Raw genomic sequence first — 23,115 nt, 5'->3', positions numbered from 1 at the left:
TCCGGCGCCGTCACCGGTGTCGAGGCTCAGCGTGCCGCGACCGTGGACGATGTGACGATGTGCGGACCGCCGCTCACTCACCGGGCTGGACGAAGGCCCGGCCGCCGTCCACGGCCGGGCCTTCGTTCACGGTGAGCGGGGTCACCAGCCGTGGGTGGAGAAGGGGGCGCCCTTCAGGTAGTGGGTGATGCCGAGGGCGTTGTAGCGGACGGTGTGGGCGGGGAGTTGGTCGGCGGGGTGCCAGGAGATGCCCGCGCACTTGTGGGGTTCGGCGTTGACCGGTTCGCCGTGCCAGTGGGCGGTGGCGAAGAACCAGCCGACGCGGGCCTGGCCTTCGGGGTTGCGGTAGTGCATGACGTGGACCGGGCGGAGGGCGGCCGGGTCGATGTCCACGGCGATCTCCTCGCGGGCCTCGCGGACCGCCGCCTCGGTCACGTTCTCGCCGGGATCGACCTTGCCGCTGGGCAGGTTGAGCCGGCCGTCCGCGTAGCCGGTGTGGGCGCGTTCGGCCAGCAGGATACGGCCCTCGCGCTCCAGGATGATCATGACGTCGACGTAGGTGTGCGGTGGCATGGAGCGGACCCTAGCCGTTGACCGCCGGTCTGCCGGCCGAGGGACACGTCTCGCTCGTGTGCCGTCGCGTGGTCGGTGGGCCGCGGCTTGTTCCGGCACGGTTCCCTCGTTCGGGCTAATTCTGCGACTTTTTCCCTCGCGGATCGGTCGCCGTCCGGATAGTGAAAGACGTCAACGGGATCCGGGAACCGGAATCCGGGAACCGCGCACCGGCCCGGGGCTTCCGGCCGCGCCCCTGCCGTGCCGCGCGGCACAAAAGAGAGAGGTGGCTGGTCCATGCGCACCGAGGCGATCGACCGGGTCAGGCTCGTTTTCTCCTTGCTCGACGCCGACGGGAACGGATCTCTGGAGGCCGGCGACTTCACGTTGATGGGCAGTCGCGTCGTCGAGGCGGCACCGGATTCCGACGACGCCGCCAAGCAGGCGATGCTGGCCGCCTTCCGCCGGTACTGGACGACCGTGGCCGCCGAGCTGGACGCCGACGGCGACGGCAGGGTCACCCTCGACGAATTCGTCGCCTGCGTCCTGTCCCCGGAGCGTTTCGGCGAAACGATCGGCGACTTCGCGGAGTCGCTCGCCGCGCTCGGGGACGCGGACGGCGACGGGCTCATCGACCGTCCCGCCTTTGTGGCCCTGATGACAGCGATCGGCTTCGAACGCGCCAATATCGACGCGCTTTTCGACGCCTTCGGCCCGTCCGGCGCCGACCAGATCGGGGTGGCGACCTGGGCCACCGGGATCAGGGACTACTACAGCCCGGAGAAGGCCGGAATTCCGGGCGACCGCCTCGTCGGGGGCCCGGCCGTCTGAGATCGCGTTCCGACGACGAAGGAGCATGGTGAAACCGGTCATCGGACTCGCTGTCGGCCGAGGAACGGGAACGGACATCGCGGCCGTCTTCGAACGGGTTCTGGGCGGGCTCGCCCAGATGTACGCCGCCGGAATCGACATCGTGCGGTCCCCGCGGATCTATCAGTCGTACGTGTCGCTGAAGGCAGAAGGCGGCGGTGCCGAGCGGATCCGCGGGATCACGCGGGAGGACGCCGAGCACTACGAGCGGTTCTGCCGGACGCAGGCGGGCCTCGGCACCCCGGCGATCTTCCGTACGGCGATCAACGCCCAGTCCCTGTACCTCGTCCGGCAGCGCCTCCAGGCGGTCAAGGTCGACGTTCTCGCCGCCGGTGGCACGTCGTTGCTGCTGGTCCGGGACGAGGCCCAGGGCTTCTACACCGGCGAGAACCACCACTCCCCCGGCCTGGTCACCCGCACCATGTCGTTCAGCCGGGAGATCACCGAGAAGGTCGTCGCATTCGCGCTCCGGCAGGCGCGGGAGGAGTGGCCCGACGGTGAGATCGGCCCGGTCCTCATGGCCTACAAGTTCCACTTGCTGGACGGCGCACTCGACGCGTGGGTGGCGGAGATCTCCGCCCGGCACGGGGTGGAGATCCGGTTGTTCCAGCCGGACACGGTGAACCGCGATCTCGTCGCGCACGGTCCGGCCCCGCGCACCGTGCTCATCGCCGGGAACGAGTGGGCCGACATCATGCACGTGATCCTGCTGGACCGGCTCTGCGGAGAGCGGCAGGAGAGCCGTTACACGGAGAACGTCCACCTCCACCCCGACGTGGCCGGCCTGGTCGAGTACCAGACGGTGCACGGTTCCGCCGACGACCTGGAGGGGACGGACACGGTCAATCCGCTGGCGACCGTGCGGGCCGCGGCGGCGATCGCGGAGCGGTACGCGGGCTGCGCAGGCGCCGTGCGGGCGGTGGAGCGGGCTCTCGCGACGGTGGGCGGCCGGGGCATCCTGACCCCGGACCTGGGCGGGCGGTCCTCCACCACCGCGGTGGTGGACGCGCTCCTCGACGCCGTGCGGCCCGGCCCGCAGCCGGGTCCGGAGCCGCGTGCGCGGGGCGGGTCGCCTGCCGTCGGTGCCATGCCGGTCGCCGGGGCATGACCGCCGGGGACGGTACCGCGCTGGTCGTCATCGATCTGCAGAACGACTTCTGCGCGGACGCCGAGGTGCTGGACACCGTGACGACCAACGCCGCGCGAGCCGTTGACCTGGCGCGGGGCTGTGGGGTGGAGGTCGTCTTCGTCCGGTTCCTCGGCGATGTCGCCTACCAGGGGCCGAGTTGGCGGAGCCGGGACCTGGCGCTGGGCAAGCGGCCGAAGTGCCGTGCGGGGTCGTGGGGAGCCGGGTTCCACAAGGTGTCGCCGGAGCCGGACGAACGGGTCTTCACGAAACGGGCGTGCTTCGACGCGTTCCTCGGCGACGGGTTCGAGCAGTACCTCGTCCAACGGGGCACCCGGCACCTGGTGTTCGCGGGTCTGTACACCGACGTGTGCGTGGACTCCACGGCGCGGACGGCGTTCCAGAAGGGCTTCCACATAACGGTGTTGCGGGACTGCACCAGGAGCCTGCATCTGCCGGACGAGGAGATCCTGCGGTTCATGAGCCTTGTGTACGGTGCGCGGGTCACGACCCACGAGCAGCTGACGTCGTGGGCGCGGTTCGCCCCCGGGGAGGACACGTGGTCGACATGGCGCGCCGGAACACCGGTGTGGAGGGCGGAGTCGGACTGACCGCGCTCATGGTCGCGGCGGCGCGGGCGATCGAGACCCACCGCCCCGACGCCCTGGCGCGGGACGTCTACGCCGAGCACTTCGTGCGCGCCGCGCGGGCGTCCGCGGGCTGGCCCGTTCACCCGCGCGAGGTGCCGGACGGGGACGCGAACCCGTTGTGGGGGCGCCTGGGGCGCTACTTCGGTCTGCGGACCAGGGTCCTCGACGACTTCCTCCTCCGGTCGGTCCGGGCCGGGATCCGCCAAGTCGTCGTGCTCGGGGCGGGGTTGGACGCACGGGCGTTCCGGCTGGGCTGGCCGTCCGGCTGCGTGGTCTTCGAGATCGACAGGGCGGAGGTGCTGGACTTCAAGCACCGGGTCCTCGGCGGGCTGTCCGCCGCCCCGAGGGCGACGCGTGTGCCCGTGGCGGCGGATCTGGCCGCCGACTGGGCCGGGGCGCTGACCGGCGCCGGCTTCGCCCCGGACGCCCCGACGGCCTGGCTGGCCGAGGGGCTGCTGCTCTATCTCCCCCGTGCCGCCGAGGGACGCCTCATCGACGTCGTGGACCGGTTGAGTGCGGGGGGCAGCGCTTTCGCGTTCGAGGTGAAGCTCGGCGCCAGGTCGCCGGAAGTCCGCGAGGACCCGATCTACTCCGCGACGCGACGCCAGCTCGGCATCGACCTGCACGCCCTGTTCGACGGCGACCCGCGGCCCGACTCCGCCGGTGACCTGGCGAGCCGGGGCTGGTCCACCTCGGTCCACACCCCCTTCGCCTTCACCCGCCGCCACGGACGCGGCCCGCGGCTCCGGCGGAACGACGCCCTGGCGGACAACCGGTGGTTCTTCGCGGCCAAGCCCACGACGGCCCCGGACACCCGGTCGCGCACCGCCGCACCGAGCCCGCCCGGGCCGCCACCGGCGCCCCCCTCGGCGTCCTGACGCCGCTCACCCGGTGACGGGAGCGGGGCCGGGAACGCGGCCGGTGAGGGCTTCGGAGCGGCTGTGCCAGGCCGGTCCGATCAGGTGGTCGCGGAGGTCCGGGCCGCCGCCCGTGTGGTGGCAGACCCAGTCGACCTCGTCGGCGAGCGTGGTCCCGAAGAGGCCGGGGTCGTCGGAGGAGACGGCGACCGTCAGGCCGGCGGACAGGAAGCGGTGCACGGGGTGGCAGGCCGGGTCGGTGATGCCGCCGATCCGCCGGTTCCAGGTGGGGCAGACCTCGATCACGGAGCCGGAGGCGCGCACCCGGCGCATCGCGTACCGCTGCCGCCGGCGGACCTCGTCGAGCCGGGGGCCGTCGTAGGCGACGACGAGGGTGGCGGTGCCGGGCAGCGGCGCCAGGCGGGCCAGTTCCTCGCGCAGGGACGGCGGGTCGACGGGGACGCCGCAGTCGCGCAGCCCGTCCCGGTGGCGGAGGTCGTGGGCGATCTGGTCCCTGCGCTCGGCCACGGACTGCTCGCGGGTGTGCGCGCCGTACATCCGGGGGTCCACGCCGAGGGCGATGGCGTGACCCGGCCGGTGGGCGCCGGGTCCGGTGGCTTCCCGCACCCGGAGGATCGTGCTCTCCAGGCCGTTGCCGGTGCGGCTCTCGCCCACGTGGCAGACGATCGCGAGCGCGCGCTCGGGGTGGACGGCGTCGAAGTCGTGCCGCCGCGAAGAACGCGGCCTTGTCCTTGGGCGGGCGGCCTTCCTCCACGCCGGAGAAGTCGATGCCGGTCAGGACGTGCCCGTGCGGCCCCCTGGCCAGCTCCTGGACGCGTTCCCAGCCGGTCCAGGGGTCCCGCGGCGGTCGAGGGTGACGGCGAAGCGCTCGATCACGTCCGTGCCGCTGCCGCCGGACAGGGACGGCAGCATGTCGGCGCCGATCCGTAACTCGGCGTGCGCGAGGTCCTGCCGGGCGTGATCGGCGCGGATGCCGGGGGTCGGCGTCGCCGCCCCGGCCGCCGCGACCCAGAGCAGGTTGGCCTTGACCTGGAAGCGGGCGAACGTACCGGCGTCGTCGTCGCCGAAGACGAAGAGCTTCTCGAAGTCCGCCGCCGCGCCGGCGTCACCGCGGCGGAACCGTTCGACGACCTGCCGGGTGGGTGGCACGGTGCCGTAGGCGGCCCGCCATCTCCCCTTCGTGCCAGTCCCCGAGGACGGTGTCGCTCGTGGTGGCCAGGTGCCAAAGGAGGTCCGGGGGGCGGACGCAGCCGTGGAAGTGCGGGTGCGGTTCGCTCAGCACGCGATCACGCTCGCATCCGGCGCGGTCGGCGGGCAATGGATTTCCGCCGGAGGCGGTGACACTTCAGGGTGCGGCGGACACGGTGGGTCACCATTCCGGGCACCTTCCGCCACAGGTCGATCACGGTGGGGTGGCGACGTGTGAGGCCGGGCACGTGAGGGCGGTCACCTACGAGGCGGCTTAGGAGAGTCGGCGGCCGTTGACCGGTGCGGCGCGGCGGATCCGGGCGGGGCGGGCCGGCGGCTACGAGGCGGGGTCGTATGTCACCTCTTTGTGGGGTGACGCCGCCACCGTTCACACTGACCAACCTGCCGCATTCGTGGCATTCACCCCGATTGAGAACGAGGTACGTCTTCATGTTCGCGACCAAGACCCGCAAGGTCTCGATCGCCGGCGTCGCCGCCGCCGGTGCCGCCACTCTGGCCATCTCGCTCGTCCCGGGCGCCCCCGCCTCGGCCGCCGAGCCCGTGGCCGTCGACGCCGCTTCGTCCCCGACCGCGCGCGCCGACGCGGACAGCTTCGTGCTCGGCACGCTGGGTGACGTGCTCGGTGGGCAGCAGGACGCGCTGAACGCTCAGGCCGAGGCGGCCGAGGTCAAGGCCGCCGCCGAGCCGGAGTACCCGGACAACCTCGACGGCTGGATCCGCGAGGCGCTCGACATCATGAAGAAGCACGACATCCCCGGCTCGTACGAGGGCATCCACCGCAACGTGATGCGCGAGTCCAGCGGCGACCCGCACGCCATCAACACCTGGGACATCAACGCCATCAACGGCATCCCGTCCAAGGGCCTGCTCCAGGTCATACAGCCGACCTTCGACGCCTACCACGTCGAGGGCACCGCGAACGACCTGTACGACCCGGTCGCCAACATCGTCGCGGCCTGCAACTACGCGGCCGACCGCTACGGCTCGATGGACAACGTCGACAGCGCGTACTGATCCGGCGTTCCGCGTCACAGCGCTCGCGCGAAGCGCCGCATCGAGCAGGGGGCATGTCAGCCCTTCGCGGCACTGCCCCCTCGATGCCAGGTCGTCGCGTCCAGGCAGGCGGACAGCCATGAGGCCTCGGCCTGGTGGATGATGAGGTCACCGACAGTGATGGCCCCGGGCATGACGGCACCGACCTTGATCGAGTGTTGGGACACCAGCTGCGGTTCCCAGTCGGCGTCGCTGTGGTAAAGCGTGGCGCTCTTCTCCCCGGGTTTCTGAGTAAAGACCAGGTACTCACCGCAGTCGTTGACAAAGAAGCCGACGTAGGTCTTCGCGTCGATCTCGACACCGCACAGGTCGCCGATCGCCTGCCGAAAGGTCATGCCGCTCACTCGTTCTCCTCGGTTGTCCGCGGTTGGCCGTCTTCGGAGCCGACGGTGAGGGCCAGCATCCTTTCGGCGGATTCCAGAAGCATCTGGTAAGTGATCACGTGGATCCTTGCGTGGTGGCTGTTGTAAGTCCGGATGGTGTCGGCCACTTCCTGCGCGGAGAAGTCGCCCCGCAGGTAACGAGGGTGGCCGATGACCACCGTGGCGGAAGCCCGGCGGCAGTCGATGCCGTGCTCGTGCAGAATGGCGGAACGGTTCTCGTCCAGCGAGCGCAGGTAGTTCTGGGCCTGGGAGACGGCCCGATGCAGCTGGGCGCCGAGCATGAGGTGCCCTCCGGGGCGCACCACGAGGGAGGGCACGCGGGCCTTTTTCAGCTCGACGACGTGCAGGGAGCCGTCCCCGCGCAGCAGCGGGATGTCAAGGATGGCGTCGGCGGTGTACCGCCGACGCACCAACTCACCGGTGTACGCACCGCCGAAAATCCATTCCTGATTTTTGAGACACGCGTGGAGATCGCTTTCCGAGCTGTCCGGGGAGTTCACAGCGGCGCGGAGCGCGGCGAGACTCGCCCGCCGCGCCCGTAGTTCGACGAGCTGCGCCAGGAGTCCCGCGTCCGGGGCGCTGATCAGGTCGTCCAGGAAGTCGGCCGCTTCCGGGGAGGCGCTTCTGGGGAGATTCTTGACGGCCAGCTCCATCTTGCCGAGCCAGAGCAGACGATCGGCGTCGCGGGACGACAGCGCGACCCCGCCGTCCCCGGAACCGATGACGACATGCTCAGCGGCGCGGGCCACCCCCAGGAAGAAGTCACGGGCGTCGGCGGCCGTAGCGTCGGGACATGCACTGATCAGCACATCCAGACTGGCGACGGCCTGCCGACTGCCCAGCCCCGCCAGGTGGCGCATGTACCGCTCCTGCCGTTCCTTCGCTTCCGGGTCGTAGTACATGTCCAGTACGGCGAGCGGCATCTCCCCGGACGCGTAAGCCGCGAACCTCTGCAGCCGCTGGGCCAGCTCCCACTCCTGGTGCAGAACGGCCGCCTGGGCAGCGTCGTTCAGGTGGCGGACGAGCGAAGGCCCACTGCCGTATTTTCTGCCGCTTCCTCCACCGGCGATGAACGCGACCGCTTTGTCGACGTGGTGCCGAACACCGGGAACGTTCGTCAGCTCCCGGGTATCCTGAAGGTGGCGCAGCAGAGTGAAACTCGATCGGTAGTTCATGGACCCGCCTCGGACTTTCGCCTCTCCTCCGACGTGCCAGGGCAACGAAACAGCGCCACGCTCCTGCCCGGAACCGCTGACTTGCCGCAGCCAGGGCTCCCGGTGACAGTTCTCCGCTCTGCCATCGCCGTCCTCTACTGTGAGCCAGGCCACCAGTGCGGACAGCACGCGGATCCGCCCGCTGAAGTACGGCCCCTGCTCCGACGCAGACTGATGAAGTGCCGCAGTCATCCCTGCATACGATACGTGTCCGGTCTGCCGTGGCCAGCGCGGTGGTCGCCAGGCCTTCTTGGCCGGAATCCCAGCACAGCAGGTGGTCCCGGTCGCGCCCCTTCACATGGCCGTGGCCCGCGAAACACATGACTACCACGACGTCACCGGTCAGAGCGGGGCCCGTCGACCAGGGCCGCAGCTCCTGCGGCATCTTGCTCGGTCCTGTCGTACTCTCCGAGCCCGGGAAGCACCGCCTGGTACCCGAACGCGCCGAACGCGTCGCCAATTGCTCGTCCTCGGGGGAGACGCCGGTTTCGGCCGCTTCCGAGCGCAGTGATGTATCGCCCGCGCCAGCCGAACCACCCCTGCCAGTGGTCAGGTGTCTCGTCGCGGTGCGCGGTGATGGTCGAGAGAATCGTGTTCTCATGCCGGTATCGCCCTTCGATATGGTCGAGCGCCTCTTCAAGCAACCTGGACACCTCGTGCTCCCAGTCGACCCTCCGCGCATCGCGTCTTGTGACCTCAAGGTATTGCCGCGAATGCTCTCCGTACGGCACAGTTCGGTATCGTGCCTGTTCCGCCACGAGTTTCGCGTCCTCCAGTCGCCTGCGCTTGATGAGGTACTCGAGCTTGCGCCTTGCGGCGATCTTGTGCTGATTCCCCATCGGTATCGAGCGCGCCCACGAGTACATTGATAGCCTCGCCGGTCACACGCAGGACGATGCGCCCGTCCCGTGTGGAATGCTCAGTGATCAGCTTGAACTCGAATTCGTGGCGACTGTAGGCACCCTACGTGTCGATCCGCCCGTACTGCCATGTGATTTCCCCGGTCGATGGCCAATGTCGATCAGCTTGCGCAGGACCCATGCCGCGACCTCACCGTGCTCCGCTTCCTGCTGCTCCGGCGCCTGTACCGTGGCAAACTTACCGACCCGTTTGATCACCGTGTCGTGTTCGGCTCCACTGTTGAAGACCACGATGATGGCGACCTGGTCAATGGTGTGCAACGCCAACTCCACCATCTGGTAGGGCTCTGCGGCAAGGCGGCCCAGGCTGCGTTTGTTTTCCTCCAGGGCTTGGAGCGGCGCAGTGCAGGCCAGGGCTTTCACTCTGCGCGCAAGCCAGTCATCAGGCAGGTTCGCGCTCGAATCCGGTGGTTCTTCAGTCATAGTTCGCCACTCTGGTCATGCGCTGCAGCGTCGCCGGTTTGTCAAAAGCTCGTGCCATGGCGGCGGAGCGGCCTGTTCCCTACACCACGATGTACGGCTTCACATTCCGCAGGGGCCAGCCGGGCTGCACGGCCACCCATGACGCGGCAAGCCATTGGACTCGGGGATAGCTGGCACTCACCATGACGTTCTCCCCGTAATATACGGTGCCGCCTCGATCTTGTGGGCAGAGCATAGTCCATGCCGCACGGCGATCGTCGATCATGAAGATCACGTCGCCTTCGGAAGCGCCCTCCGGCGTGATGTGGAATACGCGTGCGCTGCCCACCTTTTGCATCTGCCCGCCACTGATCGCGTGCCAGGGGAGCGGATCGTGAGACAGGTCGCGGGCCCAGTCATCGGGCCATCCGTCCCGGGCATAGGCATAACCGGCAGGACCGGTCCGGCCGAGCAAGCGGCGAGTTTTCTCTTCCATGAGAGTTCCCTTGGCGGCATCGATGGTGGCAGCGAGCATGCGGTGATGGGCCACGTCGGAGGTCGCGAGGGTGACGCGCCTTCCCTCGGATTCCTCACGGCAGTGAAGAAGACCCCAGCCCGCAGGGTGCGGCATGACCGCGCACATGGCGCACATGCGCTCGTAGTCGACGCCGAGAGCGCATGCTTCGGTGGTGGAAATCTCGGCATACTCGGCGATATGCAGGGAGCAGTTTTCGCTCAGCAATGGTTTCTCCTTGCCCGGGGGACGGCGGGCAGGAAGTACCCGCCGCCCCCCGGTGGTTCAGCCGGGCTCGGGGGCGAGGACGCCGTGTTGTTCCGGTTCGGCCGCGTAGATCGGCCTCTCCTCGATTCCCAGGGCTCGCATGACGGACGCGGTCGGGATGCGGTAGCGGTGGCCCATACGAAGGAACTCGCAGGGGAAGGCACCGAGGCGAATCAGCTTGTAGGCTGTGGCAGGGCACACACCGAAGGCACGAGCCGCGGTGCGGACATCGATGGTGACCGGGAGCTCGAAGATCTCACCAAAGGTGAGGGGTGATCGGCTGAGCTTCGTCATCGCCATTCCTTACCGCCTCCGAGGGGGAGCCTTCCGAGCATGGGCCCCGGCCTCACATGAGGTGTGACAAGAAGCCACTGAGCCAACGACGTCATGGAGTCGCCCTCCACCTTCTTCCTGGACACAACGACTCGCAGAGGAACGGTCAGCTCCCTCCGGCAGTCGGCAGAGGCGTAGAACTCCACACGCCCACCCGCTCGTTCGAGCCTGCGGGACGCGACCTCGACGTCCTCGACGGCGACTTCGGCGAGGGCGCGCCTGCCCGCTTCCCAGCCCCGCCGACGCGCTGCCCTGAGGAGAGAGAGGCCGGGGTCCGGAGCGTCCAGATCGAGTACATGGAGCTCTTCGAGGACGGCCAAGACCATCTCGGCCTCGATGTCTCGGCGATCCGCTCCTAGCCGACTGCTCACCCGGAATGCGGTCCGACGCAGCCCGGGGATGGCCATCCAGACCGTACACAGTCGCCATCGCCGCTCGGGTGTCTCTTCCAGCCGCGCCGAGCGGATGACGTACCGCCACATAGCTGTCCGCATCGATGCGTCTGCCGGGACGTCATACAGTGCCGTTCGGCACTCCGTGGGGGTCAGGAGCAATTCATGCCCGTCATTTGGGGCATTGATGAGAAGTTGCAGTCCAGACGTCGCCTCTGCGACATGGTCCTCGATCGCGTCGAAAGTACCGGCCCACCTGAGTAGTCCCATGGGTCTTTCTCCCTCACCTAGCTACTGCAGGGGAACCGTCGTGTCACCCTGCTGGTCGATCGCGGCGGAAGGCGCCGGAAGCTCCGTATCGCCTGGGTTCGGTGCCGCGTCATGGAAGGTGCAGCGCGCTTGTCCGCGTCCCGTCGGCCGGGGGTCCGTGTCGCCTCCGGCCCGTCCGCCGGCCTGGCAGGACTCCGCGCTGTTGCTCATCTGCCGGACACAGAGCGGCGGGACGTACCGTCCGAGGCCGTGCATCCAGTCGTAGAGCACTCGGCAGAGCTCCTGCTTTTCCTCGTCCGGCAGGTTGCCGAGCAACCGGGCGGTGGTGTCCTCCCACCTGGTCGCGTCCCTGATGAGGTCATAGTGGCTCACCGCCCAGTCGAGCACGTGGCGGATCTCGTACGGATGTCCCAACAGCCAGAGCGCGGCCAGGGAAACCGGTCCGCTCCGCACGGTCTGCAGGCAGAACTCGTAATCCGCACGGCGACTGGTCGGCCAAGAGGACGGAAGCCAGGCAGCCGGCGCCGGGCCGAGTCGCAGTTCCGCCTTCTCCGGGGCAGAGCGGACCTCGGTGACCCGATAGGAGAGGCCCGAGTCGGACAGCCGCTGCGGCCCGGAGAGGTGGCTCATGACTTCTGTCGCGTCGAGTCGGCGTCCTTCGGCGGTATGTGCACGGTCAAGTTGGAGCAGGCGCCCCTCAAGGCTCCGGCACACCGCCGCCCAGCCGTCCGCGGTGCGGGTGCGGACGACCTGCACCGGGTCATGGACCCACCACAGCACGCACGCCTCCATCGCCACAGTCCCGTGCTCGGTCGGCAGGGCGAAGGGCAGCTCTCCTGACCGCTCGCCGACACGGACGTGAAAGGCTGCTTCGCAACGGCCCCGCGGCCTCGGGCGACCGGAAGCCACAGCTTCCGCGATCGTCCGGGGGCGCAGCACGCGAAATGCGCCATCCCGGTGTTCCAGCACCAGCGCGCGGTCAGATGCGCCGAACCAGCGTTGCCGCAGAATCTCGAGCCAGGGAGCACGGGGAGCCCTGGTGGAGATGGGGCGGTCGGTCTCCGTTTTCACCATGTCCTCCCCGGCATGTACGGAGCTCGGCAGCAGTGGTGTCGGATCGAGTCGCCGCCGATGCGCCATGTGGCCAGCGTGTGGTGGGCGATGTGCCGCCCGGCCAGTTCCGTGTTCTCATGGCGATCGAGCACGACGAAGAGACGCAGGACGCCGTGCCGCTTCTCTTGCGCGAGCGTGCCGAGCAGTGCCTCGACGGCCGTACGCTGCTGCTCGCTCCACACAGCCATGCCGCACCACCGGAGCAGGTATTCACAGGTCCTCTCGAACGTGTCGTCGTCGTCCAATGCCCGGCGAACGAGGTCGGTGATCTGCCGTGCGGATTGGCCGCCGTTCAGCAGTTCCTGGTGGAACCACGCGGAACCCCTGAGCAGATGAGGGAAGGCTTCGACCGCCAACTGCCCCTCATAGCCCCTACTGCCGGTCCACTCGGCCAAGCGCCGCAGGACAGCCGACTGGTTTCCGGACAGAAAAAGATCTCGCAGAGCAGTACGTGCCGCGGACCGGACGACGTTCTCCTGCTCCTGGTCCGGACTTCTCGGGAGTCGCCGCAGCAGCCGCATCGCGAGATCCGGCCGCGAGAGCCCGAAGTCGGCACCGCAGGCGTACCCGACGGTGGATCGAAGCTGCCAGCTCTGCGCCGAACTCCACTCGCGCAGCCGGTACTTGATTTGCGAGGCCAGCGCCGGATCCTCCGCTGCCGTGCCCAGCGCATAGGCGGCGATTGTTCGCCTGCTTCGGTGATCGGACTTCGCGAGGGTCGTAATGTGCCACAGCGCCCTCCGGCCGCCACCCCAGCTTGCCGCCACCCCCATGACGCGGCCCACGGGCTGGGTCAACTCCTTCTCATACGCGACATCGCCCATCCAGTCCGCCAGGAGCCCGGATAGGTCCCCGTACTGGCGCCACACATATCTGAGTACGGCTTCCGCCTGCCCATGTCTGGTGAACCGCACGGGTGACACCATGTAGTTGTAGGCCGACCCCATCCTGCTCTCCTTGGGCGCGCATTGGGCCCGAACGGCCCGTAGCAGATCCTGAAGGGGCCTCCGGAAGACGAATTGCGGATTCGGGCGCTGCTGCTCCGGCCGTTGGTCGGCATCCTCCACGCTCGTGCAGTTCCCGGTCACCGGCAGTACCGAGTGCAGGCGCCCCTGCGCCCGCGTGAGGAGCCGTTCCGCTTGTTCCATGACGACCCGGTGATCACGTCCTTCGAAGACACAGGCTGACAGGAGGAATGCCAGCCCGTCCGGATCGTCATGGAGGTCTTTGAGCAGAGCGGGTACTTCTCCCTCAGCGAGGAAGCTGAGACGCGACCGGATGTCCACGGAATCCGCCCCGCCTCCACCGGAACCAGTGATGGCAGTGACGAGTTCGGCTACTTGGGCAGGGCCCAACTCGGGCACCAAGACCTCGCTGAGGAGATCGGGATCCAGGCGCCCCAGCACGCGTTCCCGGTCTACCGCTTCGGGCACCTCCGCCACGAGGCGAGCATCGAAGACCGCTCGCGGCGACGGCGCTTCGCAACGCACCGGGTCGACGTGCAGGTCGCGCTCCAGGCTCCGCGCCAGCTCAGGATCATCCGGGAGCAGGATCACCATGCGGGCGCCCGCTTCCTTCAGCAGGCGCCGAAGGCTAAGGATCATGGCCGGTTTCAAAGGGTGCTGGGGCCGCAGACCGTCCACGAGGTAGCCGCGGGTCTCGGCGTGAGTCGGCCGCCAGAAGCCCAGGTCCACGTCGTTGTCGACCGCACGAAGAACCGCACTGTCGCGGCTGTGGCCATAGAGCAGGTTCAGTGCCGTCGTACGGACACCGGACTCTCGCGCTCCCGTCAGGAACAAAACGCCGGTGTCCAGTTCCTCCAATGCCTTCGGGTAGCAGGCCGGTGCCACGAATCCCCGGCGCGCCCTCGCGATCTCGGCGGCCGAGATGGGCCCCTCGTGGGCCACCACCCGCCTGTCTGTGAAACCTACGTGGGCGTCTGTGTTCTCCGCGCACTGACCGCCGTGCACGGTTCCTGTGTTGATGTTGCCGTACGGCGCGTAGACGAGGGGGGGTGCCCAGTCGGCCCTGTGCGGACCCTCATCCGGATCGTCGTAGGAGATATGAGGGTCCCCGTTGTCGGGCTCGGTCCATGCGCTCATGGGCGCCTGCCGTGCTTGTCGCCGTGAATGGAGCCCACCTGGTGACCGTGGACCGTTCTCGCCTTGTTGCCTCCGACGTAATCGCCCCGGATGTCGCCGTTGTGGACGACCTGGCTGCCGTGGAGAATCCCGTCGTTGATGTTCCCGTGGTCGGCTCTGCGCGCTCCAGCCCCTTGAGGCGTGTCTTCTCCGGAGGTCCGCCGCGCATCGCTGCCACCACGGTGCCGGGGTTCTCGGTCGTCGATCACCGGTTCTTCGATGGCGGCGCGCAGGCCGGCCAGGAGCTGGTTGGCCTTCCATCGGCCCACTGCGGTGTCGAGGTCGAGTGACACGTCGGGCTCCGCCCTCAGTGCTTCCTCGCCGCAGCGGTCGCCGAAGAGCACATAGGCCAGACGCGGCCGGTGACGGCGGGACTGCCAGACCATGCCCTGAGCCCAGGAGGCATTGCGGCGGAGAGCCTGCGCCCAGTGACGAGTCTGCGCGTAACCAGCCCCCTCGGTCTCCAGCAGCCACGAGTCCTGGGCCACGGCCGCGAGATCCTCCTCCGTGACGAGCCGAATGATCTCCAGCGGAGCGACCGTCGTCAGGCGGGACAATGAGTGGCCGGCCACACGTGCTCGTGGAATCAGGCGTTCACAAGCCGGTCCGCCGAACTCCAGCGAGCGCAGCAAGACTTCGGCGAGCGCCGTCGCCGGTTCCGCAGCGAGATAGAGATAAGGGAACGGGTCGCTGAGCGTTCCGTCGAAGCGGCTGCCGCCGAAGTGCGAGTGCGCCTGCACCGGGTTGAAGCAGGTAACGGGGCGCACGGTACGGTGGCACCGCCACAGAACGGTGCCTGGGGGCAGCCGCGTCGGCTGCGGGAACAGGCGGGCCGGGGGAGCGTAAGCAGGCATCAGTCCACCTCGACAAAGGCCTGGGCCGCCGCCGTGAGCAGCCTGTCGGGAATCCGCCCGATGAGATCCGCGGGTACGCCCTCCAGCCAGCGGTTCCCACCGAGCCACCAGTCCGCCGCCGCCCAGGGATCCCGGTCCGCCCAGAGCAACCGGTTGACGCGGCGCACAACGGCGAGCGGGCCACCACCCGCCGGGTCGAACTGGAAGTCGGGATATCGGGGCCCGCGTTCCGGATCGTTGAGCCGGATCAGGCCCGCTGCCACCGGGTCGATGGCGGTGCGCGGGTCCAGGTCGGCGGCACCGCGCGATGGTGCGGACAGCAGCCGCCTGTGTGCCGCGGCGATGATCCGTTGGGTAGCGTCGTCGTCCTTCTCCAGCGCGACCAACTGCCCGAACAGTGCCTGCGCCTGCTCGGGGATACGAGAGGAGACAGCTGCGGTCATGGAGACTTCGTCCTCCACCATCTGTGTCGGGCTGTCCGATACCAGTGGCAGCAGCGCCTGTTTGGCTCGGTACAGAGCAAGGCACTGCGGGCCCTGGTAGTCACCGGTCCCGGACATCTCCTGGAGGGCTTCGAGCAGTTGCCGGAACTCGCCGGTCGTCAGACGGTCCCTGATCTGGGTGCGGTGCTCGGCGATGAGCGCCAGAAGTTCCTCTGCGTTCAATGCTTTGCCTTCCTCCGGGGCGACAGACGCGGCAGCAGCCAGCAGGTGATGCTCCCGGCAATTGGCACGCGTGGTGCGGCCAGTTCTCTCGGCACGGTGCGCGGTGACGTGGCCCCGGCCGCCGACACCGGGTCCGTGTCATGAAGAAGCTGAAGTGCCACCATGGATTCGTCCGTCGCCAGCGAGCCTCTCGCTCCCGACTTCATGTGCTTCCTCTCCGGAATTCGCGGTTGCATCCATCTTGGCCACCGAAAGCCGGTTGGAAAGCCATCACAGTGCGGCCGGACGGAAGTCGCCCAGCTTCTGCCCAGACAACGCCCAGCCGGATCCCTATGAGACAGCGAACCGGCGGGAATTCCATGAACAGCGGTGACTTCAGCACGGAGGACGGCATGCAGGAGACAGTGAGTTCGCTAGTCATCACAGTGGTCGCCGGATTGGGAAGCCTGGCAACGGCGATGCTCGCTCAGCGACAAACAAGTCGATGCGCAGCACTCGAGTTGGACCGCCTCGCTCAGCATCATGCCATCGAGCGGGAGGGACAGATGCGACGCGACGACATCCAGAGCCACCGCATCAGCTACACCGCTCTTAATACGGCCGCTCGCCGGTACCTGGCCGCGCTGACCGATCAGATGCACGCACTGAGAACGCAGGCGAACCTGGCAACAGTCACGGCGGAACTTCAGCGGGCGCGCACCGCCCACGCCGACTGCTATGCGGAAGTCCAGTTGCTGGCATCAGATTCTGTCCTCGCGGCGGCTCGGTCGGTGAACCGGACGCTGAATACCACATACGGGATGCTGATGCGTCTCTCTCAAGGCGCTCGAGCCACCGAGGAGTCCCTCAACACCGCACAGGCTCAGATCACCGACTTGTGGGACTACGGTCTCGCGACACTCCGCGAGCGCATGCGCATGGACCTGGGTATCGACGAGACCCGAGCCCCCGCCCCGCTGACTCACCACGACTCGAGCGCCTGAACCCGCACAGTGCCTGCCGAAAAGGGTAGGCGGCACCGCGCACCGGCCGAGTGAAAGCCCTTGGCGGTAAGGGGGGGCGATCTTCGTGGAGCGGCCAGGGCACGGTCTCAGGATCCGTGGGCGGAGTCGCCCAGGTTGGCGATGGCCTCGGCGATGGTGCGGTTCCGGATGACAAGGTGGACAGTCCAGTCCCGGTCGCGGTCGAGTTCTTCCCGGACCGCCCATGCCGTCCATGCAGCGCTGACCTCCGGAGCCAGCCCGCCATGTCCGGCGCCCATCAACGGGAAGCAGATGGAGGACAACGGCGGGGCGAAGTGGTTCCGCTCCGCCCGGGCCAGCGCGAAGCACCTACGCACGGCTCGGGCGATGTCCCCGTGGGACACCTCGTAACTGCCCTGGTTGGGCAACGGCACCGCGACCGCCGCGTGATAGATGCGCCGGATCCCCCGGTCGGTCATGGCCCCGGGTGACGTGGGGGCGACCGTCCCGGCCTTCACCGGAAGTCCCGGACGTGCATTACGGCGTAGCCAGGTGTGCAGCTCGTCCGCGAGCACATCTTCTACAAGCTCCCCGTCAGCGTTCCACACCGCGCACGCCCGGCGGAGCGCCCCGGAAAAGGTGTCGCTGAAGGTTTTCGACATCTCCAGGTAGACGTTCTCCGGGGACACCAGGATGTCGATGTCCCGCAACAGATCCGCAGGGCATACGTGGACCACGAACGGCACGGGCACACCGACGATCGTGGTCTCGATCTCGAAGGGCGCGGCCCGGTCGTCCCGTTGTGGGTGCGGAAGCGCACCCGGCCGCTGGACGCGTTCTTCGGGCGGCGGCACCAGTCCGGACCTGCGGCCGGGTCCAACAGCACCGCGCAGGGTGCCCGGTTCCCCGAGGCTCTCCCCTCGGCGTCTGTGCTCCCTGCACAGTGCCAGTACGGCTTCGGCGAGCTGATTCACAGCCTGATGTTCCCGCTCCTTGCGGAAGGTCTCCGCCGCGACACCGCAACACTGAGCGGCGGCCTTTCGGCGGTCCTGCGCGGGAGCACTCCGGCTCCCCGGCACCAACCCGAAGCTGTGGGCGGCCGCTTGACTCAAAGCGTCGTTCTCGCCCAGACGCCGCACGGCCTCCTTGAGCATGTCCTCGACGCCTTTTGGCACCTCGTCCGGATCGGCACAAAATCCGCAGGACACGGCAGCCTCACGCAGGGCGGGGAGCGTGATGCTGCGCAGCGCCAACAGTCCTCGACGACGCAAGAACTTCAGGTCCTGCACCAGTTGAGCGTGAGAAGGAAAGATGAGGGTGACTTCCTGGCCCATGTGTCCACCATAGGGCTGCTTCGCCCACCACTCTGCCGGCCCGTACTGGAAGCGTTGGCGGCATGGGGCGTTCCCGGAAGTCGGGATCCCCTTCCGACGGGGGCGCGGGCGTGCTGCAGCCAGTTATCTGATCCTTTTTCAGGCATCGCGACTCGCCCGTTTGTCATATTTAGAACCGCCGAAGGCAGTGATGAATCGGCGTGGAGAGTACGCGCGATGCTGTCCGGCATAAGCCGGGGCGGCGCGCTGGTCCCGTCGGCGCCGAACCTCGACCGCGCCGGTCCGTGCCATGGTCCGGCGCTGTTCCAGTACGCTCGTCGCCAGCACGAGGCGAGGGGGGAAGATGGCGTCACAGGTCGTGTCATACGCACTGGACGACGACACGGAAGTCCGGTTCGAGGTCGAGCAGGCGGGCGACTGGCACCCCGTGGCCGTGGATGAAGTCGTTGGCCGTGTCCGGGATGCCGCCGGCCCCGCAGTCGAGGCCGCCCGTGCGGTACTGCAACGGGTCGCCGCGCTGCGGCCGGGCCAGGTACAGGTCAAGTTCGGTCTCAAGGTGAATGGCTCCGCGAACTGGATCGTGGCGAAGGCAGCGACGGAAGCCAACTTCGAGATCACCCTGACGTGGGACCCGCGGTCTGGCGCGGGCGAGGACGCACCTCGGGCATGAGCGCCGTATCGCAGGGACCCCGTCCTGGACGGGACGCCTGGGTAGCCGCCATCCACCCGACCGAACGAGACATGAGGCCACTGGGCTGCGGGTTCCTGATCGACACTGAGCGGGTACTGACCTGTGCCCATGTGGTGCGGCCAGCCTGGGACGGGCGCGGCGAGCTCTGGGTCGTCTTCCCCAAGGCCGAGGAGCTCATGGCCCGTCGCATCAAAGTCTCCAAGGTCACGCTCCCGTCGGACGGTGACGATGAGACCCAGGACGTGGCGGTACTCCATCTGGCCGAGACAATCCGGGGCGGCCTGGCGGCGCGGTTGCGTCGGCCGGCCGAAGGGGACCTCGTCGGCACGGCTTGGTGGTCATTCGGCTTCCCCGACGGCGTGCTCGGCAACTCCGCGAGTGGTTCGGTGGGCGAAGCTCTCGCATACGGATGGATACGCCTCGATACGAACGAGCTCCGCTACCCGGTCAGGGGCGGCTACAGCGGGGCAGCCGTGTGGTCACCAGCCTACCAGGCCGTCGTGGGCATGGTAGGCCAGGCGCACAGCGCGACGGGGGACGCGCGCGCCCTCACGGTGCGGGCCATCACCAGACTGTTGCCGGACCAGAGGCTTCACCAGCTCACCGACTGGTCTCTGGAAGCCGCTGACGAAATGGCTATGAATTCGTGGGGTTGGTCCCTCGGCACCGATCCGGAGGCGGAGCGGCATTGGCGCCCGCGCGCTCGCGGTGTGAGCACGGAGGCAGAACGCGGTTTCCGCTTCCGAGGCCGTACCGCCGCGCTCCGGGAGATCATCGATTGGATCGCGGCCCCTCCACGCCGCCAGGTGCTCGTCATCACCGGGGCGCCGGGATCTGGCAAGTCCGCGGTGCTGGGCCGCATCATCACCACTGCAGACCGGGAGGTCGCCGCTTCGTTGCCTCCCGATGACACAGCTCTCCGCGCCCCGGTGGGCTCCATCTCCTGCGCGGTGCATGCCAAGGGCAAGACAGCGCTGGAGGTAGCCCGGGAGATCGCATGCGCCGCCTCAGCACCGCTTCCGGGACAAGTCCGCGATCTTCTGCCCTCCCTGCGGGTCACCCTGGGGAATCGGCCCGTCCGGCCCTTCACCCTGGTCATCGATGCGCTCGATGAAGCCAACACCGCCAATGAGGCGCGCACGGTCATCCATCACATCGTGGTGCCCCTGGCGGAGGCATGCGCGGACCTGGGAGTACACGTGGTGGTGGGCGCGAGGCGCCGTGACGACGCCGGGGACTTGCTGGGCTCCTTCGGACATGCGGCTCGGATTGTGGACCTCGATGCGCCGGAGTTCTCTGCTCCCGCCGACCTCACTACGTATGCGCTGGCAACTCTCCAGATGGAAGGAGACAGGCGATCCGGCAACCCTTATGCCGACCGCGCCGTCGCTCTCCCTGTGGCGGAACGTATCGCGAGCCTCGCAGACACGAATTTCCTTGTGGCTGGACTGGTCGCCCGAGCCCATGGTATTCACGATCGGTGGGCTGTCGATCCGCGTGAGATGTCTTTCCCCGTCACCGTGGACGCCTCGCTCCGCGACTATCTACGCCTGCTGCCGGACGTCGGTTCGCTCACTGCGGATAAGGTGTTGACGCCCCTCGCCTACGCGGAAGCTCCCGGCCTGACCATGGCTCTCTGGCAAGTGGCTCTGACCGCCCTTTTCGACACGACTCCCAGCAAGAGCGAGCTCTTCGAATTCGCCCGCTCCTCCGCCGCGAACTTTCTTCTCGAGAGCGCGGGCGGGGGACCAGACGGCCTCACGTTCAGGCTTTTCCATCAAGCCCTGAACGAATCTCTGCGCTCCACACGCGCCGACGTGGCGTCCTGCGTCTCTGACGAACGCGCGCTCGCAGGTGCCTTCATCACCGAAGGGGCAAGGGGCGGCTGGGCCGCCGCACCTGCCTACCTGCTGCGTTCCCTCGCCGTTCACGCAGGCCGAGGTGGCATGATCGACCGCCTCCTGGAGGAGGACGACTATCCGCTCCACGCCGATCTGCGCCGCCTCATTCCACAGGTGCGCCTCGCCACGACGGACAAGGGACGCGAACGCGCCCGGCTGCTGCGCCAGACTCCCCGGGCCATTGATGCCGCGGCATCGGGCCGGGCGGCTCTCTTCAGCGTGACGGAGGTGCAGGAGCACCTGGGAACGACGTACCGCAGAAGCGGGATCGCCGCGCCGTACCGGGCTCTATGGTCCACGGCCACCCCCTCCGAGGAAGTGGCCGTTTTCGAGGGCCACACAGGAAAGGTCAGCGCCCTTTGTTTCCTTCGGTGGGAGGACTGCGGCATTCTCGCCAGTGTCAGCGATGATCTCGTCCGACTCTGGGATCCGGCCACGGGCGACACCGTCCACACCCTCAAGGGCAACACTGGCTGGATCGGCGCACTGTGCGCGGTGAGGGCAGAGGGCCGCTTGCTGCTGGCCGGCGCCGGATTGGACGGCGCCGTGCGACTGTGGGACCCGGGTACGGGTGAGATGGTCCGTACGCTGGTAGGACATGACGCCGCGATCGACTATCTGTGCACGGTGGAGGTGGAGGGGCGCTGTCTCCTTGCCAGTGCCGGACGCGACCGAAGGGTGAGGGTCTGGGACCCTGACACAGGGACAGTCATACGGACCTTCCGGACCCGGAGCCACGAGGTCAATGGCTTGTGCGCCATCGAAGTGGAGGGCCGCCCGCTCCTCGCCTTCCTCACAGGGCGCTATCACACCCGCAACCGTGTGCGGCTCTGGGATCCGGCAACCGGCGAGACCGTCCGCACGTTCCTCACGCGGAGCAGCGGTTTCGGTGAGTTGGCCGCAGTGTCCTGTGAGGGGCGCCCTCTCCTCGCCGCTGGCGATGCCAAAGAGAACGATCAAACCGTCACCCTCTGGGACCCTCTGACGGGCAAGCCCGTCCGGGTGCTCCGCGGTGGCCAGGGGTCTGTTTTCTGCCTCCGGAACGTCCAGGTCGGTGACCGCTCACTTCTGGCGGCCGGCTACGGCCAGGACGAAAGCGGCACCGTCTTGGTCTGGGATCCGAGAACCGGCCGGAAGACCCATCGTTTGGAGGGCCATGGCGGCTGGGTTGGTGCGTTGTGCACCGGGGAGTCGGCAGGCGAGACGTTCCTCGCCAGCGCAGGTGAGGATCGCACCGTGCGGCTGTGGGACCTTGACCGCCGCGCCGATCCCGACCGGAAGGACGACGTCGATAACTGGGTCGGATCACTGTGTGTCCTTGATGTCAACGGACGGACGGCCGTGGCCGGCAACGGGGCAGTCGGCACGGTAGCCGTCCGCGACGCGGCCACAGGAAGGATCCTCCACCGTATCGACACCCTCCACGCACGGATCGAGAGTCTTTGCACAACGGAGATCGCCGGACGCGTCTGTCTGGCCATTGCCAGCAGCGGCAGAAGTGAGAGCGTCATCCAGGTCTGGGACCCCCGTACTGGTGCCGTGGTCAGGACGCTGGCCCGACCTCGTATCCGCAGACTGTGCGGGGTGGAGGTCGACGGGCGTCCTTGTCTCGTCTTCGCTGCAACGGACAAAAACGCGGACGAGGTATCCGTCTGGATGCCGTCCACTGACGAGCTTATCCAGACCATTCGCAGTGATCAAAGGCTGGTATCGGACGTCTGCGGCCTCGAAGTCGGGGGTCGTGGTCTCGTCGCCATTCTCACCAGCGTATTTGGCCTTTCCCCCGGGCAGTTCAACGGAGGCGTTGTCGATCTCTGGGATCTGAGCCGCCAGGCAAAGGTCGCCTCCTTGGCGATCCCGGGGGCCTCTTTGGGCTCCCTCTGCACTTTCCGAATCGACGAACGCGTTCTCCTAGCCGTAACCAGGCACGAATTCGACGGTGAGGACTTGGAGGGCGGAGCGGGCTCTGTTTGGGTCGCGGACCCGGTCACCGGTTGCCTAGTGGGAACCAGGGAGCTCCACGACGGCTGGGTCAACTCGGTGTGCGCTGTGGAACTCGGCCCACGCGCCCTTGTGGCAAGCGCCAGCCAGGTCGACAGATCGGTGCGACTGTGGACTGCCGACACGCTGCGACCGACGGTCGAAATTCCTGTCCGCCGAGGCGCCTATTCCGTCGCTCAGGCCGACGATCTCCTCGTCGTCGGCCTGAGCGACGGTGGTGTGATGGCGCTGGCACTCAGCCAGGCAGCGGCCGACCTTCCTGCGGTCGCCCCTCGAATCTGACTCCGGGCGCCCTCGCCGAGACATGCCCGGGAAGCGCCGCGCCTGCGGAGACGTCGACCTGATTATCCGTCACCCATACCCGGCCTGTGGATAGTTGCCGGGTGGGAGTGGGTTGACTGTCAGTAGTCGCCGCTAGCC

Annotated in this window: 23 protein-coding genes; 8 read left to right on the top strand and 15 right to left on the bottom strand. The window is 68.0% G+C overall.

All coding sequences use genetic code 11. From position 1 onward, the window contains the following. Window positions 1-141: 141 nt before the first annotated feature. Window positions 142-573 carry an NUDIX hydrolase gene (locus ACSNOC_RS10190; protein ID WP_436746992.1) on the bottom strand — a complete coding sequence of 144 codons (432 nt, stop codon included), beginning with the start codon at window positions 571-573 and terminating at the stop codon, window positions 142-144. A 276-nt stretch (window positions 574-849) separates the two neighbouring features. Here ACSNOC_RS10190 and ACSNOC_RS10185 point away from each other — a divergent pair, with 276 nt between their 5' ends. From ACSNOC_RS10185 to ACSNOC_RS10170, 4 genes are read left to right on the top strand one after another with little or no spacing between them, the layout of a single operon-like run. Then, window positions 850-1,383 carry an EF-hand domain-containing protein gene (locus tag ACSNOC_RS10185; RefSeq protein ID WP_436746991.1) on the top strand — a complete coding sequence of 178 codons (534 nt, stop codon included), beginning with the start codon at window positions 850-852 and terminating at the stop codon, window positions 1,381-1,383. Window positions 1,384-1,408: 25 nt separating this feature from the next. After that, window positions 1,409-2,530, top strand: a complete 1,122-nt coding sequence (locus ACSNOC_RS10180; protein WP_436746990.1) for an isocitrate/isopropylmalate family dehydrogenase — start codon at window positions 1,409-1,411, stop codon at window positions 2,528-2,530. Next, window positions 2,527-3,159, top strand: coding sequence for an isochorismatase family cysteine hydrolase (locus ACSNOC_RS10175; protein WP_436746989.1), 633 nt, complete (start codon window positions 2,527-2,529; stop codon window positions 3,157-3,159). The genes ACSNOC_RS10180 and ACSNOC_RS10175 overlap by 4 nt, the downstream gene beginning before the upstream one ends. Continuing rightward, the gene (locus ACSNOC_RS10170; protein ID WP_436746988.1) at window positions 3,108-4,076 is read left to right on the top strand and encodes a class I SAM-dependent methyltransferase; all 969 of its coding nucleotides are present in this window, start codon (window positions 3,108-3,110) and stop codon (window positions 4,074-4,076) included. Before ACSNOC_RS10175 ends, ACSNOC_RS10170 begins: the two co-directional genes overlap by 52 nt. A 6-nt stretch (window positions 4,077-4,082) precedes the next feature. On the opposite strand, the gene ACSNOC_RS10165 is transcribed toward ACSNOC_RS10170, so the two are convergent. Both ACSNOC_RS10165 and ACSNOC_RS10160 read right to left on the bottom strand, forming a co-directional pair. Further along, on the bottom strand, window positions 4,083-4,730 hold the full coding sequence (locus tag ACSNOC_RS10165; protein ID WP_436746987.1) for a hypothetical protein: 648 nt from the start codon (window positions 4,728-4,730) through the stop codon (window positions 4,083-4,085). 120 nt (window positions 4,731-4,850) lie between these two features. Then, entirely contained in the window at window positions 4,851-5,225 is a 375-nt protein-coding gene (locus ACSNOC_RS10160; RefSeq protein WP_436746986.1) for a hypothetical protein, read from the bottom strand. 489 nt (window positions 5,226-5,714) lie between these two features. Here ACSNOC_RS10160 and ACSNOC_RS10155 point away from each other — a divergent pair, with 489 nt between their 5' ends. Beyond that, window positions 5,715-6,299, top strand: a complete 585-nt coding sequence (locus tag ACSNOC_RS10155) for a transglycosylase SLT domain-containing protein (protein WP_436746985.1) — start codon at window positions 5,715-5,717, stop codon at window positions 6,297-6,299. Between the two features lie 56 nt (window positions 6,300-6,355). Here the strand turns inward: ACSNOC_RS10155 and ACSNOC_RS10150 are convergent, their stop codons facing one another. From ACSNOC_RS10150 to ACSNOC_RS10100, 11 genes are all read right to left on the bottom strand, one after another. Next, entirely contained in the window at window positions 6,356-6,673 is a 318-nt protein-coding gene (locus ACSNOC_RS10150) for a hypothetical protein (protein ID WP_436747000.1), read from the bottom strand. Between the two features lie 5 nt (window positions 6,674-6,678). Next, window positions 6,679-7,896, bottom strand: coding sequence for a Shedu anti-phage system protein SduA domain-containing protein (locus tag ACSNOC_RS10145; protein WP_436746984.1), 1,218 nt, complete (start codon window positions 7,894-7,896; stop codon window positions 6,679-6,681). Between the two features lie 374 nt (window positions 7,897-8,270). Next, on the bottom strand, window positions 8,271-8,774 hold the full coding sequence (locus tag ACSNOC_RS10140) for a hypothetical protein (RefSeq protein ID WP_436746983.1): 504 nt from the start codon (window positions 8,772-8,774) through the stop codon (window positions 8,271-8,273). A gap of 87 nt (window positions 8,775-8,861) precedes the next feature. Next, the gene (locus ACSNOC_RS10135; protein ID WP_436746982.1) at window positions 8,862-9,278 is read right to left on the bottom strand and encodes a hypothetical protein; all 417 of its coding nucleotides are present in this window, start codon (window positions 9,276-9,278) and stop codon (window positions 8,862-8,864) included. Between the two features lie 79 nt (window positions 9,279-9,357). Further along, complete coding sequence (locus ACSNOC_RS10130) at window positions 9,358-9,999, bottom strand: hypothetical protein (protein ID WP_436746981.1); 642 nt, start codon at window positions 9,997-9,999, stop codon at window positions 9,358-9,360. Window positions 10,000-10,056: 57 nt separating this feature from the next. Further along, complete coding sequence (locus ACSNOC_RS10125; protein ID WP_436746980.1) at window positions 10,057-10,332, bottom strand: helix-turn-helix domain-containing protein; 276 nt, start codon at window positions 10,330-10,332, stop codon at window positions 10,057-10,059. After that, window positions 10,329-11,033, bottom strand: coding sequence for a hypothetical protein (locus tag ACSNOC_RS10120; protein WP_436746979.1), 705 nt, complete (start codon window positions 11,031-11,033; stop codon window positions 10,329-10,331). The genes ACSNOC_RS10125 and ACSNOC_RS10120 overlap by 4 nt, the downstream gene beginning before the upstream one ends. Window positions 11,034-11,054: 21 nt before the next feature. Further along, a complete protein-coding gene (locus tag ACSNOC_RS10115) occupies window positions 11,055-12,107 on the bottom strand; it encodes a hypothetical protein (protein WP_436746978.1) in 1,053 nt (350 codons plus the stop codon). Continuing rightward, window positions 12,101-14,248 carry a hypothetical protein gene (locus ACSNOC_RS10110; RefSeq protein WP_436746977.1) on the bottom strand — a complete coding sequence of 716 codons (2,148 nt, stop codon included), beginning with the start codon at window positions 14,246-14,248 and terminating at the stop codon, window positions 12,101-12,103. Before ACSNOC_RS10110 ends, ACSNOC_RS10115 begins: the two co-directional genes overlap by 7 nt. After that, entirely contained in the window at window positions 14,245-15,141 is an 897-nt protein-coding gene (locus tag ACSNOC_RS10105) for an RES family NAD+ phosphorylase (RefSeq protein ID WP_436746976.1), read from the bottom strand. Before ACSNOC_RS10105 ends, ACSNOC_RS10110 begins: the two co-directional genes overlap by 4 nt. Further along, entirely contained in the window at window positions 15,141-15,806 is a 666-nt protein-coding gene (locus ACSNOC_RS10100) for a hypothetical protein (RefSeq protein WP_436746975.1), read from the bottom strand. Before ACSNOC_RS10100 ends, ACSNOC_RS10105 begins: the two co-directional genes overlap by 1 nt. 359 nt (window positions 15,807-16,165) lie before the next feature. Between ACSNOC_RS10100 and ACSNOC_RS10095 the strand changes: the two genes are divergently transcribed. Continuing rightward, window positions 16,166-16,789: a hypothetical protein gene (locus ACSNOC_RS10095; protein WP_436746974.1), complete on the top strand. Its 624-nt coding sequence runs from the start codon at window positions 16,166-16,168 to the stop codon at window positions 16,787-16,789. 107 nt (window positions 16,790-16,896) lie between these two features. Here the strand turns inward: ACSNOC_RS10095 and ACSNOC_RS10090 are convergent, their stop codons facing one another. Then, entirely contained in the window at window positions 16,897-18,102 is a 1,206-nt protein-coding gene (locus tag ACSNOC_RS10090) for a macro domain-containing protein (RefSeq protein ID WP_436746973.1), read from the bottom strand. A gap of 343 nt (window positions 18,103-18,445) precedes the next feature. Between ACSNOC_RS10090 and ACSNOC_RS10085 the strand changes: the two genes are divergently transcribed. Then, a complete protein-coding gene (locus tag ACSNOC_RS10085) occupies window positions 18,446-18,772 on the top strand; it encodes a CU044_2847 family protein (protein ID WP_436746972.1) in 327 nt (108 codons plus the stop codon). A gap of 71 nt (window positions 18,773-18,843) precedes the next feature. Further along, window positions 18,844-22,977: a trypsin-like peptidase domain-containing protein gene (locus ACSNOC_RS10080; protein WP_436746971.1), complete on the top strand. Its 4,134-nt coding sequence runs from the start codon at window positions 18,844-18,846 to the stop codon at window positions 22,975-22,977. Window positions 22,978-23,115: the final 138 nt, after the last annotated feature.

The organism is Streptomyces sp. URMC 129 (assembly GCF_051386415.1).
In the GTDB taxonomy this organism is placed as follows: domain Bacteria; phylum Actinomycetota; class Actinomycetes; order Streptomycetales; family Streptomycetaceae; genus Streptomyces.
The sequence above is the reverse complement of the archived record's forward strand: the minus strand, read 5'-3'. Positions and strand labels throughout refer to the sequence as shown.